The sequence below is a fragment of the Micromonospora sp. MW-13 genome (assembly GCF_003434305.1).
In the GTDB taxonomy this organism is placed as follows: Bacteria; Actinomycetota; Actinomycetes; order Mycobacteriales; family Micromonosporaceae; genus Micromonospora.
This window is the reverse complement of record NZ_QKKX01000009.1, coordinates 166225-181980: the sequence shown is the minus strand read 5'-3', so window position 1 is coordinate 181980 and position 15756 is coordinate 166225. Positions and strand designations below refer to the sequence as shown.

General features: G+C 75.0%; 13 protein-coding genes and 1 pseudogene. 2 read left to right on the top strand and 12 right to left on the bottom strand.

What is annotated here, in order from left to right; all coding sequences use genetic code 11:
• Positions 1-73 precede the first annotated feature (73 nt).
• The 7 genes from C5N14_RS04935 to C5N14_RS04905 form a co-directional block, all read right to left on the bottom strand.
• Positions 74-1621 (bottom strand): hypothetical protein, encoded by a 1548-nt coding sequence (locus tag C5N14_RS04935; RefSeq protein WP_243639181.1) that lies wholly within the window; start codon positions 1619-1621, stop codon positions 74-76.
• Entirely contained in the window at positions 1618-2748 is a 1131-nt protein-coding gene (locus tag C5N14_RS04930; protein ID WP_117665915.1) for a hypothetical protein, read from the bottom strand. The genes C5N14_RS04935 and C5N14_RS04930 overlap by 4 nt, the downstream gene beginning before the upstream one ends.
• Complete coding sequence (locus C5N14_RS04925) at positions 2745-4148, bottom strand: MFS transporter (protein ID WP_117665913.1); 1404 nt, start codon at positions 4146-4148, stop codon at positions 2745-2747. The genes C5N14_RS04930 and C5N14_RS04925 overlap by 4 nt, the downstream gene beginning before the upstream one ends.
• Before the next feature lie 97 nt (positions 4149-4245).
• The gene (locus C5N14_RS04920; RefSeq protein WP_117665911.1) at positions 4246-5094 is read right to left on the bottom strand and encodes an SRPBCC domain-containing protein; all 849 of its coding nucleotides are present in this window, start codon (positions 5092-5094) and stop codon (positions 4246-4248) included.
• Positions 5087-5647 carry a helix-turn-helix domain-containing protein gene (locus C5N14_RS04915; protein ID WP_117665909.1) on the bottom strand — a complete coding sequence of 187 codons (561 nt, stop codon included), beginning with the start codon at positions 5645-5647 and terminating at the stop codon, positions 5087-5089. Before C5N14_RS04915 ends, C5N14_RS04920 begins: the two co-directional genes overlap by 8 nt.
• 94 nt (positions 5648-5741) lie before the next feature.
• Complete coding sequence (locus tag C5N14_RS04910; protein WP_117665907.1) at positions 5742-7085, bottom strand: class I SAM-dependent methyltransferase; 1344 nt, start codon at positions 7083-7085, stop codon at positions 5742-5744.
• Positions 7082-8479, bottom strand: coding sequence for an FAD-binding oxidoreductase (locus C5N14_RS04905; protein ID WP_117665905.1), 1398 nt, complete (start codon positions 8477-8479; stop codon positions 7082-7084). Before C5N14_RS04905 ends, C5N14_RS04910 begins: the two co-directional genes overlap by 4 nt.
• Before the next feature lie 83 nt (positions 8480-8562).
• Between C5N14_RS04905 and C5N14_RS04900 the strand changes: the two genes are divergently transcribed.
• Positions 8563-8847, top strand: a complete 285-nt coding sequence (locus C5N14_RS04900; RefSeq protein ID WP_117665904.1) for a DUF427 domain-containing protein — start codon at positions 8563-8565, stop codon at positions 8845-8847.
• Between the two features lie 122 nt (positions 8848-8969).
• Positions 8970-9665: pseudogene (locus C5N14_RS04895) on the top strand (GlxA family transcriptional regulator); the annotation flags it as partial.
• A 32-nt stretch (positions 9666-9697) separates the two neighbouring features.
• On the opposite strand, the gene C5N14_RS04890 reads toward C5N14_RS04895, so the two are convergent.
• The 5 genes from C5N14_RS04890 to C5N14_RS04870 form a co-directional block, all read right to left on the bottom strand.
• Positions 9698-10183, bottom strand: a complete 486-nt coding sequence (locus tag C5N14_RS04890) for a hypothetical protein (RefSeq protein ID WP_117665902.1) — start codon at positions 10181-10183, stop codon at positions 9698-9700.
• Positions 10184-10777: 594 nt separating this feature from the next.
• A complete protein-coding gene (locus tag C5N14_RS04885) occupies positions 10778-12730 on the bottom strand; it encodes a VWA domain-containing protein (protein ID WP_117665900.1) in 1953 nt (650 codons plus the stop codon).
• Between the two features lie 2 nt (positions 12731-12732).
• Positions 12733-14178 (bottom strand): magnesium chelatase, encoded by a 1446-nt coding sequence (locus C5N14_RS04880; RefSeq protein WP_117665898.1) that lies wholly within the window; start codon positions 14176-14178, stop codon positions 12733-12735.
• Positions 14179-14256: 78 nt separating this feature from the next.
• A complete protein-coding gene (locus tag C5N14_RS04875; RefSeq protein ID WP_117665896.1) occupies positions 14257-14754 on the bottom strand; it encodes a hemerythrin domain-containing protein in 498 nt (165 codons plus the stop codon).
• Between the two features lie 7 nt (positions 14755-14761).
• Positions 14762-15730, bottom strand: coding sequence for an aldo/keto reductase (locus C5N14_RS04870; RefSeq protein ID WP_117665894.1), 969 nt, complete (start codon positions 15728-15730; stop codon positions 14762-14764).
• Positions 15731-15756: the final 26 nt, after the last annotated feature.

The following is a 15756-nucleotide window of genomic DNA, read 5'->3' as shown; positions in this document are numbered from 1 at the left end:
AAAGAGTAGCCAGCCGCCGGGCGGGCCGCCAGGGCCGTCCGGGCCGTCCGGCGGCGGTCCGGGGTGGAGGTGGTCAGGCCCACTCCTCCGAAGGGTCGCCGTCGGAGCCGGGACCGACCGGAGCGTGGCCAGCCGGAACGGGATCCGCCGGGGCGGGGGCGGCGGCCGGGGGGCCGCCGTGGGTCCACGGGGTCTCCTCGGGAGCCGGGAACGCGCCCGCCGGCAGGAACGCGTCCGACAGGGTGGTGAGGCAGAGCCGCTCCCCCACCTCCGGCACGGTTCCCGGCGGGGCCGTGAGCCCTCGGCCCATCCCGCCGGAGAGCTCCAGCACCACCTCGGTCTTGCCGTCGGCCGCCGGGGTCAGGAAGACCACCTTCGCCTTCTGGCCCGGCCGGGCCGGCGAGTACAGCGTCGCGCCCACCGGCACCGCCACCGGCTCGGTGGTGACCACCTGGATGCGGGGCCGCAGCACCGGCCGTTTCCCGGTGTCGTCCACCCGCCTCGGGTCGGCCAACGTCACGTCCCCGACGAACGCCTCCCCGGTCAGCCGGTGCTCGGCCATCACCAGCGGGTCGTCGTAGGCGCGCTGGACCGCGTAGGAGGTGCCGGCCCGCTCCAGCCGGTGCAGGCGTACGGCTGCGGCCACCGCCCCGTCCCGGCGCGGCTGCGGCCCGCCGCCGGCGTCGACGTGCTCGGCGTGCGCGGTGAAGGCGTCCCGGTCGCCGGCCCAGCGCCCCTCGACCCGAGCGCCGGGCGGCAGCGCGGCGAGCAGCCCCACGCCGCGCCACATCAGCTCCCAGGTGGGCGTGAGCTGGCCGCGCAGGACCCGCTCCAGCTCCGCGTACGCGGACCGCCGGGCGGCCTCGTCGTCGGCCGCGTCGGCGTACGCGGCGACGGCCGGGGCGAGCACCCGGTTGTCGAACTCCGGGTCGGTGGCCGGGCCGGCGGGTGGGCAGCACGCCGGGTCCTCGGCCCGCGCCGCCGCCCGCGCGCCGTCCAGCCCCGGCGGCGGGTCGAGCCAGCCGAGCACCGCCGGCAGGTGCAGGTCCTCCACCGCGCTCTGCCCGGTCGCCCAGTGCAGGGTCAGCGCTTCGGTCATCGCCAGCAGCGCCGACGAGCCGGGGTGCTCGGCCCGCTCGGCGAAGAAGGTCAGCCAGCGCCCGAGCAGCGGCACCGCTGGGTGCACCGGGTACTCGCCGTCGGGCCGGCGGAACCGGGTGGAGCGGCCGAACAGCCGCAGGAACGTCACCCCGGCCGGGTTCGGCACCAGCAGTTGCGGCGCGTCGACGTACCGGTGCCGGACGTCCCTGCCCCGGTCCACCGCGACGGCCTCGGACACTCCCCGGAAGGAGTCCAGGTAGGGCAGCACGATCCCGGCCAGCTCGGCGGCGAACGCGAAGCGCTGGTCCCGGTTGCGGGGCTGCGGCACGATCAGCAGCCGGGCATCGTCCGGGGCGGCGCCGACCAGCGCCGCGAGGGGTGCGTTGGCCTCGCCGGCCATGGCCAGCGACACCAGCACCAGCGGCCGGGGCGACAGGTGCAGGTGCCGGACGGTGGCCACCGGCTGTGCCACCCCGGCGGCGAGCGCCTGGGCCTTCGCGAGCGCGCGCAGCGTACTCATGCGGTCTGCCCGGCCAGGGCGTCGGCGCGCAGCCGGGCCGCGGCCCGCAGCAGCGCGGCGGCCTCCGCCTGTTCCGGCTCGCCGGCGTGCTCCCCGGCGGCCAGCGCGAGCGCCTCCGCCACGGTCGCCACCCCGCCGAGCGCCTCGCGGACCGGCCGGCCCAGCGTCGCCGTCTCGGCGCGGGTGGCGTGCCGGCAGAAGTACGCCAGCTCGCACGCGGCCAGGCACTCCGGCGCGTAGCGGGCCGGCACCGACAGCAGGGACCGGCGCAGGTCGGCCGGGTCGGCCGCGGGCTCGGCGGTGAAGCCGGCCGGCACCTCGGCCAGCAGGTCGTCGATCCGGGCCATCCGGTCGAGCTGCCGGCGCAGCACCAGCAACTGCTTGCGCACGTCGACGAGACTGGCCACCGGCTGGTTGGCGAAGTCGCGCGGGCAGACCAGCAGCACGTCCGAGGAGACCCGCTCCGGGTCGTGCCCCTCGGCGGCGAGCAGCTCGCGCAGGGCCAGCACGTAGACGGCGGACTGGATCGCGGCGGCGGCCACCTTGCCCGGGTCGGCCTGACCGTCGATCACCGGGAACGACTTGACCTCGACCACGTGGAACCGGCCGGCGAGCCGGGCGGCGACCAGGTCCGGCTCCAGGTGCACCCGCTGGCCGGCGACGTCCAGGCCGAGCAGCGGGTGGTCGAACAGGGCGGCCGGGTCGTCGCCCACGCCGGTCGGCGCGGCGGCGGCCAGCGCGGCCCGGGACCGCGCGGACCGGTCAGGTTGGCCGGGTTGGCCGGGTTGGCCGGGCCGGTCGTCGGCGCCGAGGTCGGTCCAGGTCGCCGGGCCGCCCGGGTCGACGCCGAGCCGCTCGGCGACCAGCCGCAGCAGCTCGGCCCCGCCGTCGGCCTTGACCTGTGCCTCGAACGCGTTGCCCCGGGTGATCGCGAACCGGGACTGGCCGAACCGGGCCGGGAAGCCGACCCGCTCGGCCAGCTTCGGCTTGTCCACCCCCGCGCTGTCCAGCACGGCCCGGCGGGCGCAGCCGGGGTTGCCGGTCAGGGCGGCGATCGTTCGGGCGTTGTGCCGGCGCGGTGGGACGTCGCCCCGGATCTCGGCCAGTCGCTGCGCGGTGCTCGTCACGACACGCCACGATAGGCCCTCTCCGCCGGTTCGGCGCGGGCCGCGCCGCGCCGCACCAGCACGGCGACCGTGGCGGTGGCGGCCAGCGCCGCCCCGGCCATCACCCAGAGCACGGTACGCAGGCCGCCGGTGAAGCCCGGGTCGGCGAGCCGACCGGCGGTGGTGCTGGCCAGCACCGCGCCGACCACCGCGATGGCGACCGTCTCGCTGGCCAGCCGGGCGGTGTTGATCATCCCGGCGCCGGTCGCCGCCCGGTCGGGCGCGACGCTGCCGATCGCGATGGCGTCGAGCAACCCGATGGAGAGCCCGCCGCCCACCCCCATCGTCAGCAGCGGCCCGGCCAGCGTCGCGGCGCTGCTGTCCGGGGCGAGCACCGTGGCCCAGGCGGCGCCGAACGCCACCACGGCCACCGATGCCACGATCACCGCCGGGGCCGGCACCACCCGGGTCAACGCGCCGCCGAGCAGCGGCAGCACCAGGGTCGGCGCGGTGAGCAGGATCAGCGTCCCGCCGGCCGCGCCCGGGCTCAGCCCGACCACAGTGGTCAGGTACGACGGTAGGTAGACCAGCAGCGGCACCATGACCGACACGATGGTGGCCGCCGCCAGGCAGATGCCGACGAACCGGGGGCTGGCCAGCAGGGCCAGGTCGAACATGGGCTCGGCGCGGCGGCGCTCCACCCGGGTGAAGAGGGCCAGCAGGGCCACCGCCGCCACGAAGGCGGCCACGATCACCGGGGCGGACCAGCCGAACTCCGGCCCCTGCACGAAGCCGAAGATGAGCAGCAGCAGCGCGGCGGTGAACGACACGGTGCCCGGCCAGTCGACCCGGCCGGCGCGCGGCGGCCGGGACTCCGGCAGCAGCGGGACCAGGGCGAGCACCGCGCAGGTGGCCAGCGCCGGGAAGGCGAACACCGCCCGCCAGCCGAACGCCTCGATCAGCAGCCCGGCGATCGACGGGCCGAACGCGAGGCCGACGCCGAGGGCCGTGCCGAACAGGCTGAACGCGCGGGCCCGCGCCGGGCCCTGGAACGTGTCCGCGAGCAGGGCGGAGGCGCTGGTCGCGGCGGCGGCGGCCCCGATGCCGGCGAGCGCCCGGACGGCGTCGAGCAGCACGATGTTCCCGGCCGCCGCGCCGGCCAGCCCGGTGACGGCGAAGATCACCAGGCCGGTGGCGTAGACCCGGCGGCGGCCGAAGAGGTCGGCGAGCGCGCCGGTGGCGAGCATGAAGCTGGCGAAGGTGGCGTTGTAGCCGTTGACCACCCACTGCACCCCGGCCAGCCCGGCGTCGAGGTCGCGGCCGATCTCCGGCAGCGCGACCGAGGCACCGGTCAGCGAGATGGGCAACGACACGGTGGACAGCAGCACGGCTACCAGCACGACGGCCGGATGGTTGCGCACGATTCTCCCCGTTCGTCGCGGCCGTCCCAGCGTAGTGCCGCCGGTGTCGGGGCGGGCCCCCCGCCCGCCGGGGCGCGGTGACGGGGGGCCCGGCCGGTCAGGCGACCGGGGTGGGCTCCGGGAGCCAGATCGGCTGCCAGTCGGACATCTCGTGGTACCGGACCAGCTCGCCGAAGCCGGAGACCGTCCCGCTCCACGCCGCGTACGGCGGGTTCTGCTCGTCGAAGCCGCTCTGCACGAAGGTGAGCTTGGTCTTCCCCTGGGACTCGGCCAGCTCCCAGGTGGTGACGCCGGTCGGGCCCCAGTCGACCGACATCCGCCGGCCCGGGTCCAGGTCGACCACCTTCGCCGCGTACCCGGTCTCGAAGCCGCCCATGGCGTACCGGCCGCCGACCCAGGGCTCGATGCCGATCGGGTACCCGAACCAGGCGCTGGCCTGCGCCGAGTCGGTCAGCGACTCGTACACCTTCGACAGCGGGGCGGCGATGAGCAGTTCGCCGCGCAGGTCGGCGGAGGTGAAGTCGGTGCGCGGCAGCAGCGCGCGGCCCTCCAGCCGGGCCGCCAGGTTCGCGATCGCCAGCGACCAGTACGTCTGGAGCACGCCCCGGATCGAGCTGCCACTCATCGCCTCGGCGAAGTCGAAGTGGCTCTGCCGCAGGGTGAGGATCGTCGACTCCCCCTCCGGCTCCAGCGCGATCTCGGTGGTGGTCTCCACCCCGTCGAGCAGCCAGGCGAAGCGCAGTACACGCTCGTCGACGTGCAGTAGCCGCTGGTGCGGGGCATCGCCCTCCGGCGTGTACCGCCCCCAGAACGCGTACCGGTCAGGCAGTTCCACCTCGGCGTGCTCGGCCAGCCAGACGCGCAGCTCGGCCGGGTCGGTGAGGGCGCGGTGGACGGCCGCCACGGGCGCGGCGAGCCGGGCGCGCAGGATCATCGGTTCAGTCACGGTCTTCTCCCTTGGGATAGCAGGCCACGGCGAGCTTGAAGGCGTCCCCCTCGGCGCCCCCGTAGCGGGTGAACAGGTCTTGCAGGGTGGTGCGCAGGTCGGCGAGGAATTCCTGCCGGCGCTCGGCCGGCACCCGGATCTCCCCGGCGACCCCGATCGAGGGCAGCTCGGGGGCGGCCCGGTCCAGGGCGGCCACGTCCGCCTGGACCTCCTCCATGAGGTCGAGCAGGTGGCCGAGGCTCAGCTCGTCGCGGGCCCGACGCAGCCCGCCGATCCGGCCGACGAGCCGGGGCGAGAGCCAGTAGGACCGGGCGACGGCCTGGTAGATGCCCTCGCTGATGCCGCGCACCCTGCGCTCGGCCACCTGCTCGGCCAGGCCGGCCGCGACGAGCTGCTTGACGTGGTAGTAGACCCGCTGCGGGGTCTGCCCCAGCCGGTTGGCGACCTCGGTGCAGGTGCCCGGGTCGGCGAGCTGCCGCAGCACCTCGACCCGCTGCGGCTTGAGCAGGGTCTCGGCCTGCGACATCTCTTCGAGGTACAGGACGTCTCTCATAGCAAAATCAGTTTGTACGTACAAAATCTGTTTGTCAATGGGTTCGACGAAAGGGGCGGCCGAGGACGGTCGCCCCTTTCGATCGTGCGGTGGGTCAGGCGGTCCAGTCCGGGCGCAGCGGGTAGCCGTTCACCCCGGCCGGGCCGTTGCGGGTGGCGAGGACCTGGTGAAGCTGGATCTCGTTGCGCTCGAACGCCAGCCGCGACCCGGCCATGTACAGGCCCCACACCCGGGCGGTGCCCTCACCGACCTCGGCCACGCACTCGTCCCAGTTCGCCACCAGGTTGCGGCACCACCCCGCCAGGGTCAGCGCGTAGTGCTGGCGCAGGTTCTCCTCGTGGTGCACCTCCAGCCCGGCGTCGTGGATCTCGCCGATCAGCCGGCCCGGGCCGGCCAGCTCGCCGTCGGGAAAGACGTACCGGTCGATGAACGCGCCGGAGCGGTGCGGGGCCCGGTTGTCGGCGCGGGTGATGCAGTGGTTGAGCAGCCGGCCCCCGGGCCGCAGCCGGTCCCGCAGGGCGCCGAAGTAGACCGGGTAGTTGCGCACTCCGATGTGCTCGGTCAGGCCGATCGAGGAGACCGCGTCGAACTGCTCGCGCGGCGCGTCCCGGTAGTCCAGGTGCCGCACCTCGGCGAGGTCGGTCAGCCCCTCCCGCTCGATCGCCGCCTGCGCCCACTGCGCCTGCGCCCTCGACAGGGTCACCCCCAGCGCCTTGACCCCGTACTCGCGGGCCGCGTGCCGGACCATGCCGCCCCAGCCGCAGCCCACGTCGAGCAGCCGCATCCCCGGCTTGAGCGCGAGCTTCCCGGCGACCAGGTCGTACTTGGCGGCCTGGGCCTGCTCCAGCGTGTCGTCGGGGTCGCGGAACACCGCGCAGGTGTACGTCATCGAGGGGCCGAGCACCTTCTCGTAGAAGGCGTTCGAGACGTCGTAGTGGTGCGAGATGGCGGTGCTGTCCCGGGACCGGGAGTGGCGCAGCCCGTTCACCACCCGCTTCCAGCGCGGCGCGGCCTCCTGGGGCGGGGGCGGCGGCGGCATCAGCCGCTCCCAGCCCAGCCCGCGCACCAGGGCCAGCCCGTCGGCCAGCGCTGGCGGGCGGATCCGCAGCTCGTCCTTGAGCACCCGCAGCGCCTCGTACGGGTCGCCCAGGTGAACCCCGCTCAGCGCCAGGTCGCCGCTGACGTAGGCCCGCGCCATGCCCAGGTCGCCCGGGGCGGTCAGCAGGTACGACAGCCCCCGCTGCGAGCGGATGGAGAGGGTGATCCCGGCGTCGGCCGGGCCGACGGCGCTGCCGTCGTACCCGGTGATCCGCACCGGAAGGGGGCCGGCCGTGACGGCGCGGATCACGTCGGCCACGGTCGGGGCCGGGCGCAGGCCGCCCGTCGGCGGGGTGGACGGGACGCTCGCCGCCCCCTGTTCTCGATCGGTCAGGCTCATCTTCGTGCTACCGCCTTCTCGTAAAGTCCGGTGAGCCGGTGGTCCGGGTCGTAACGGTCCTTCACCGCGCGCCAGGTGTCGCCGCCGTAGAGCCGGTCGAACGCCTCGCGGTCGTAGTACGCGTCCGAGTAGAGCGACTTGTGGCCGCCCGCGTCGGACACCGCGCGCTCGATCAGCCGGTTGACGTCGCCGTCGGCGGCGCCCCCGGAGATCGGCACGGTTCCCCAGAAGCCGATGTTGACGTAGTTCTGGCCGGGATGCAGCGGATATAGCGGCCAGGCCCGGGCCGATCCGGGGCCGGCCGGATCGCGCAGCCGCAGCGGGCAGAGCCAGACCGGGGACATCCGCACCTCGCGGGCGAACCAGCGCAGGAAGTCGGCGGTGCCCTCCAGCGGGATCTCCACGTCCTGCACCACCCGCTCCCGGGCGGGCTGGCCGCGCAGCCGGTCGATGCGCGCGGCGACCTGGTGCCGGTGCTCCAGCCGGACGAGGCGGTGGTAGACGTCGCTGCGCCGCCAGCGGGCCGGCCAGACCCGCCGGACGACCGGGTGCTGCACCCCGAACGCCGCCGAGCACCAGAACCAGTCGGTGTCCCAGCGCCAGAGGTAGTCGTAGGTGCTCAGCCAGTCGCGGGTGAGCCGGCGCAGCGAGCGGTAGTAGATGTCCTGGCCGGTGTAGTCGCTGACCCGCGGCGCGTCGTCGGTGAAGGCCGCCAGCACCAGGTACGCCTCGCCGGGGCTGAACATCACCCCGTCCATCGCGTCCACCGGCTCCCCGGCCCAGGACCGGGTGGCGGTGATCTCGCCGACGGCCTCGGTCAGCGCGGTCAGGTCGGTGAAGCGAACGTTGCGCAGGGCCACGTACCGGCGCACGGGCGCGAGTTCGATGCGCAGCCGGGTGGCGTAGCCGAGGCTGCCCAGCGAGTTGGGGAAGGCGGCGAAGAGGTCGGCGTGTTCCCCGTCGGGACGGGCGGCGACGATCTCGCCCGCGCCGGTGAGCACGTCCATCTCCAGGACGGACTCGTGCGGCAGGCCGTGCCGGAACGAGGTGGACTCGATGCCGAGGCCGGTCACCGCGCCGCCCAGGGTGATGGTCCGCAACTGCGGCACCACCAGCGGCATCAGCCCGTGCGCCAGGGTGGCGTCGACCAGCCGCTCGTAGGTGCACATGCCCTGCACGTCGGCGGTACGCGCCTCGGGGTCGACCCCGATCACCCCGCCGAGGCCGCTGACGTCCAGCCCGGGGGCGCTCGGCGCCGACCTCGGGCGGAACAGGTTCGAGGTGCGTTTGGCCAGTCGAACGGTCTCACCGGCGGGCACCGCGGCGTACGACCGCCGCAGCAGATCCACCGCTCCGCCGTGGTCAACTCCATGATCCACACGGACAGCGCACATGAGATCACTGTACGCGCGACGGGCTCGATCCGGTGGGACGTCCACGGTGGCCTTTCCCACGTCACGCGGCATACGGTGGAGGCATGCCGCGAGCCGTCTGGAACGACCTGGTGATCGCCGAGAGCGACGACACGGTGGTGGTCGAGGGCAACCACTACTTCCCGCGCACCGCCCTGCGCGACGACCTGGTCCGGGAGTCGTCGACGCACACCTTCTGCCCCTGGAAGGGCACCGCCTCCTACTACACACTGGAGCACGACGGGCGGACCAGCGCCGACGCGGTCTGGTACTACCCGGAGCCGAAGCCGGATGCCGAGATGGTGCGCGACCGGGTGGCGTTCTGGAAGGACGTCACGGTCCTCGACTAGCGGTCAACCCCGGTAGCTCCAGGCCGGTGGCCGGGTCGCCGGCGCCCCGGCCACGGGCGGCGGCCCGGCGGCTCCCCGCCGCCGCAGCAGCAGGGAGAGCCCGGCGGCGGCGATCGACAGCGCCCGTGGCGGCGGCGCTACGCGCCGCCCACGCCCGGGGTGCCCGGATCATGTCGATCTGCACGGGCGCGTTCCTGCTCGCCGCCGCCGGGCTGCTGGACGGGCTGCGGGCCACCACCCACTGGGCGTACGCGGACCAGTTCCGCCGGCTGCACCCGGGGGTCGAGCTGGACCCGGAGGTGCTGTTCATCGACTGCGGCGACGTGCTGACCTCGGCCGGGGTCGCCGCCGGGATCGACCTGTGCCTGCACGTCGTACGCACCGACCACGGCAGCGAGGTGGCCAACCGGGCGGCCCGGCGGTGCGTGGTGCCGCCGTGGCGCGACGGCGGGCAGGCCCAGTACATCGAGCGGCCGGTGCCCCGGAACCCGGACACGGGAACCGCCGCCACCCGGGAGTGGGCCCGGCAGCGGCTGGACGAGCCGGTGGCCCTGCGCGAGCTGGCCGCGCACGCCCGGATGAGCGTGCGCACCTTCACCCGGCACTTCCGCTCGGAGACCGGGCTCAGCCCGGCCCGGTGGCTCCTCCAGCAGCGCACCGACCACGCCCGGCTGTTGCTGGAGACGACCGACCTGAGCGTCGAGGCGGTGGCCCGCCGGTCCGGCTTCGGCACCGCCGCCGCCCTCCGCCAGCGCCTGCACGAACGCGTCGGCGTCTCCCCGTCGGCGTACCGCCGCGCCTTCCGGCCGCGCGTCTAGCCCCCCGCCGCTTGCGGGCGGCGTCGCGGTCGTCAGCCGCGGTGGGCGTGCAGCTCCGGGCGCAGGGCGCGGAGCTGGGCGAGGTGCTTGGGCAGGTGCACCCGGGTGTGCAGGTCGAGGGTCCGGCTCCAGGGCAGCGTCTCGTCGACCCGCAGGTCGATGTCCTCGTGCAGGCGGGTATCGACCGGCGTCTGCGCCGCGGCCGGGCCCAGCCGGTCCACCAGCGCGCAGAGCTTCTGGCTGGTGGCCCGGAGCAGGGTGGCCAGCCCGGCCAGCCCACCGTACTCGGCGACCAGCGCGTCGAGCTGCGGCCGGTGCACGGTCTCCAGGTCGTAGTACGCGAACGGTGACCCGGCCAGCACCGCCTCGGTGGCCTCGCCCAGCAGCTCGTCGTTGGCGGCCAGATGCGCCACGATCTGCTCGGCGCTCAGCTCCCTGCCGCCCGGCGGCTCGAACCCGCCCGCGTCCACCTCGGTGAGCACCTCGTCGTACGCCCGCCGCAACCCCGTGCTGTCCACGACCCCCAGTCAACCCCGGTGCCGGGCGGGCGCCGGCGGGCTACCGTCCCCGGTTCACCCGGACGGGACCGGCTGCCGCGGTGCTCTTGCGGGTCCTTTGGAACTGAGTCGTTCACGACATCGGCCCCGTGCCCCGCCCGCCGATCCGTCCCGGCCCGCGCATACGGACCGGGGTGCCGGGCGCACGTGCCGTGACGCGGCACCGGACGCGTGTGCCGTGACCGCGACACCGGACACGCGGGACGAGGCACGACACCCGGGCACGCGAGACAAGGCGCGACACCGGACACCCGAGACAAGGCGCGACACCGGGCGCACGGGACGGGGGAAGGACCGGGCTGGTGCGGCAGGGCCGTGAGTCGTCTGCGACATCAGCTCCAAAGGACCCGCGAGGTCACCTGCGCCGCCCGCTGGTGCTGATCGCCGGCGGGGCCTGGTCCCTCGGCACCCTGGTAGGGCGACCGCCGGGCGCGGGGTGGCCCTGTCGGATGGCCCCTGCCGGGTGGTCCTGCCGGGTGGCCCTGTCGGGTGGTCCTGCCGGGTGGTCCTGCCGGGTGGTCCTGCCGGGTGGTCCTGCTGCCCCGGGGGTCGGCGTCAGCGGCGACCCCGGCGGGCGCGGAGGTAGTCGCTGACCACGTACTCGCCGAGGTCGTCGAGGTCCGGGGTGAACATCCGGCCCCGGGAGCGGCGGGCCACCGCGTCGACGAAGCGGCACAGGCCCGGGTCGTCGCCGAGCATGAACAGGTTGAGCGTGGCCCCAGCCCGGGTCAGCCGGTCCACCTCGCGGATCGTCGCCTCGATCGTCGCCGGCAGCGGCGGCCAGTTGAAGTACGCCACGCCGTCGTCGGGGTCGAGGTGGGCGGTCGGCTCGCCGTCGGTGACCACCATGACCACCGGCTCCGCGCCCGGATGGCGGCGCAGGTGCCGGCCGGCCAGCCGCAGCGCGTGCTGGAGGTTGGTGCCCTGCTGGAGGTCCGGCTCCACCGCCGCCAGCTCCTCCCGGGTGAGCGGCGCGGCCTCCCGGCCGAAGCCGACGATCTGCAACGCGTCCTGCGGGAACCGGGTCGCCATTAGGTGGGACAGCGCCAGCGCCGTCTGCTTCATCGGCCCCCACCGCCCCTGCGAGATCATCGAGTACGACAGGTCCACGCAGAGCGCCACCGCCGCCGACGCCCGGCGCTCGGTCTCCACCACCTCGAAGTCCGCGGGCGCGAGCTGCACGGGCACGGCCGGGCCGGCCCGGCGGACCGCCCGGGTCAGGGTGCGCACCACGTCGAGCGGTTGCTCGTCGCCGTACTCCCATGGCCGCGACGCCCCGCTGACCTCGCCGGCCGCGCCCGCCGAGCGCAGGTCGTGCTGGCCGCGCGGCCCGGCCGTCAGGTCCGCGAAGACCCGGCGCAGGGCGGTGCCCGCGAGCCGGCGCAGCGCCTTCGGGCTCAGCGTCAGCCCGTCGGAGTCCCGGGTCACCCAGCCCTGCCGGCGCAGCTCCCGCTCCAGCTCCCGCAGCCGGCGCACGCCGTCGGCGGCGTCCCGGCCCAGGGTCCGGGACACCGCGTCGACGTCCACGTCGTCCAGGGTGGCCCCGGGCTGGTCCTGGTCGAGGGCGTCCAGCAGCTCGTCCAGCTCGGCGATCTCGCCGAGCGCGTCGGCCGCCTCGCCGTACCCGAGCGGCTGCTCGCCGCGGACCCGCTCGCCCCGGTTCCAGTTCAGGTCGGGGCGCAGCGCCCGCAGGTTCGCGTCCAGCGCCGCCAGCTCGCCGGCCAGCCGGCCGCCGAGGGACTGGCGCATCAGGCCGGCCAGTTCCTCGCGCTGCCGGTCCGACAGGGACCGCATCAGCCGTTCGCCCACCGCCGCGCGCCGGGCCAGCACGTCGACCAGCTCGTCGACGTCCTTCGGCCGCTCCGGGAAGAACTCGCCGTGCCGCCGCATGAACTCGGCGAACGCGTCGGTGGTGTCCTCCGACCGGGCGTGCCGGGCCAGCAGGTCGTTCAGGTCGCGCATCATCTCGGCGAGCTGCCGCTGGGCGGCCGGGTCGGCGGCGGCCCGCGTCGCGTCCCGCAGCCCGACGAAGCGCTGCTCCAGCACGTCGCCGCGCAGCCCGTCGAGGATCTGCTGGTACGCCTGCCGGGCCTCGGCACTGGCCCACTCGTACCCGGACAACTCCTGCACGGCGCGGGCGGTGGATCGGGGCAGGTTGTCCAGCACCGCCTCGGCGAACCGCGCCGCCTCGTCGGTGCGCCCGCGCAGCTCGTCCCGCTCGGCGGCGAGGGCCTGGTCGAGCAGCGCCCGGGCCCGGGTCACCGCGCCGTCCAGGTCGCCCCGGCGCAGCGCCTCCCGGCGCAGCCGCCGGGCCCGGGCGGCCAGGTCGTCCAGGCCGTTTCGGCCGTGGAGGCCGCGCCGCAGCAGGTCGCGCAGTGCCTCGCGCAGGCTGCCGCCGGCCAGCACCTCCGCGCCGACCGCGTCCACGGCCGCCCGCACGTCGTACGGCGGGGCGAGCGGGTCGGGCCCGCCGCGCCACTGCCCGTACCGGAACCGGTTGCCGGCCACGGTCAGCCCCGGCTGCCGTAGACGGTGCGCCCGCTGTCGGTGACGTCCTTGCCGAGCCGGCGGGCCAGGTGCAGCCCCTCCAGGACGAACTCGATGCCGGCCGCCGCCTGCTCCGGAGTCGGCGCGTCGCCCATCCCGAGCCGGTCGAGGGCCTTGGCCAGCCCCGGCACGGTGCCGACCTGACGCAGCAGCTCGGCCGAGGAGACCAGCTCGCCAGTCTCGACCACCCGGCCGTCGTCCACCAGCGCGGTGAAGCCGGACAGGTCCAACCCGGCCAGCCGGGCCCGGAACGTGTCGTCGGTGGCGGTACACAGCAGATGTTCCAGGACCTCGATCTCCCGCCCCTCCTCGCCGCTCTCGAACTCGACCTTGCCGCGCAGCGTCGAGGTCACCGACACGGCGTCGCCGATCCGGGCCACCGGTGCCTCGGACGCCTGGTCGGAGCCGGCGGCGAGCAGACCGGAGCGGCGCAGCGCGGCGGCGGCCACCGTCTCGGCGGCGGCGATGGCGAACCGGGCGGAGACGCCGGAGCGCTGGTCGACCGACGGCGACTCGCGGACTGCGCGGGCGAACCGGGCGAGCACCTCCAGCACGTGCTCCGGCACCTCGCCGACCGGGTCGGCCTCCTGCCGGATCAGCGCCAACTCCAGTTCCAGCTCCAGCGGGTAGTGGGTGTGGACCTCGGCGCCGAACCGGTCCCGGAGCGGGGTGATGATCCGGCCCCGGTTGGTGTAGTCCTCCGGGTTGGCGCTGGCCACCAGGAACAGGTCCAGCGGCAGCCGTAGCTGGTAGCCCCGGATCTGGATGTCCCGCTCCTCCAACACGTTGAGCAGCGCCACCTGGATCCGTTCGGCGAGGTCGGGCAGCTCGTTGATGGCGAAGATGCCTCGGTTGGTGCGGGGCACCAGCCCGAAGTGGATCGTCTCCGGGTCGCCGAGGGTGCGGCCCTGGGCGATTCGGATCGGGTCCACGTCGCCGATCAGGTCGCCGACGCTGGTGTCCGGGGTGGCGAGCTTCTCGCCGTAGCGCAGCGAGCGGTGCAGCCAGGCGACCGGCAGGTCGTCGCCGGCGGACTCGGCCAGGGCGCGGGAGGCGGGGGTGAGCGGGCGCATCGGGTGCTCGTTGAGCACCGAGCCGGCGATGACGGGGGTCCACTCGTCGAGCAACGCCGCCAGCGAGCGGATCAGCCGGGTCTTGCCCTGGCCGCGTTCGCCGAGCAGCACCATGTCGTGGCCGGCGAGCAGCGCCCGCTCGACCTCGGGCAGTACCGTGTCGTCGTACCCGACGATTCCGGGGAAGCGGTCCCCGCCGGTGCGCATCCGGGCGAGGAGGTTGTCTCGGAGTTCCTGCTTGACCGTGCGGTGTCGGTGCCCGGCGGCCCGCAGCTCGCCCAGGGTCGCGGGCAGGTCGGCGGGCGGGACCGGGAGAACCTGGTTGGGCTCAGTCACCCGACCAAGGCTAGCGCGGCACGGCCCGCCGATCCGCCCCGTCGCCCGGACGGGGCAGCCCACCGGCGGCGGGTGCGTTCAGCGGTGGTCGTCGACGTACCCGTGCGGGTCCTTGTCGGCGAAGCGCAGGTTGCGGCCGTTGGGGTGCTGGCCGTAGAAGGTCAGCCAGCGGGCGCCCAACTCGGCGCGCAGCTCGACGCCGGCGTGCCGGCGGAAGTCCGGCAGCGCCCCGTCCTCCTCCTCGGCGAGGTGCTCGCTGTTCTCCCGGCGGGCCGTCCACACCGCCGCCCACCACTCGTCCGAGCCGACCGGGTGCCGCCGCGACTCGGCGACCGCGTCGCGGATCTTGTTGTGGTCGCCGATGGCGTCGACGGTCTCGTCCTCGCCGTCGTCGCCGTGCCGGACCAGGTGCGGGTAGAGGATCGCCTCCTCGGCCTCGGCGTGGATGTCCAGGTGCAGGGCGAGCGCGTCCCAGATCGCCAGCAGTTCCGCGGGGTCCCGGGTGTCGTCGAGCCGGGCGAAGCCGCGTCGGAAGGCGGCATGGTCGTCGAGGATCAGCGCGGTGACGTCGTCCACGGCCGGCTCACCGCCCCGCCCGGGCGCGGATCAGCTTCGGCACCGCCGCGAGGCCGGTGACCGGGCGGAAGGCGCGGGCGGCGGCGGCCAGCGCCGCGTACTCGTCGTCGGTTAGGTCGATCTCGGCGGCGGCGGCGTTGCGCTCCACCTGTTCCACGCTCGACGCTCCGGGGATGGCCACCACGTTGGGGTGGCGCAGCAGGTGGGCGAGGGCGATCTGGCTGGGCGTGGCGTCGTGCGCGTCGGCCACCTCGCGCAGCGCGCCGATCAGCGCGGCGCCGCGCTCCAGGTTCTCCGGCAGGAAGTACGGGTTGGCCCGGCGCACCGCCCCGCCCGGCGGGTTCCGCGCGTCGTAGCGGCCGGACAGGAAGCCCTGGGCGAGCGGGCTGTACGCGATGACGATCCGGCCGGCCTGCTCCGCGTACGGCAGGAGGTCCTCCTCGGGCCCACGGTCGACCATGCTGTAGCGGACCTGGTTGCTGAGCACCCGCCGGCCGAGCGCGGCCTCGGCGAACCGCCAGCGGCGCAGGCTGTAGTTGCTCACCCCGACCTCGGCGACCAGGCCGACGTCCTGCAACGCCCGCATGCCCCGCATGGTGGTGGTGTCGGCGACCACCGGATTGGCCTGGTGCACCTGGTACAGGTCGATGGCGCGCACGCCGAGCCGGGCCGCCGAGGCGACCGCCCGCTGCTGCACCACCGGGGCGAGCGGCAGCACCGGGAAGAGTTTGCTGGCCACCACGACCCTGTCCCGGTCGGCGCCGAGGGCCGCGCCGAGGATCCGCTCGCTGCGGCCGAAGCCGTACACCTCGGCGGTGTCGAACAGGGTGACCCCGAGGTCCAGCGCCCACCGGACGATGTCGGCGGCCCGGCGCTCGTAGTCGGGCCCGTAGCCCCACTCCTTCGAGCCGAACTGCCAGGTGCCGAGGCCGATCTTGGAAATGGGCTTGGGAGTGCCGAGCTGCACGAAGCGCATCCCCCGAAACTACGCGAAAGGAGGGG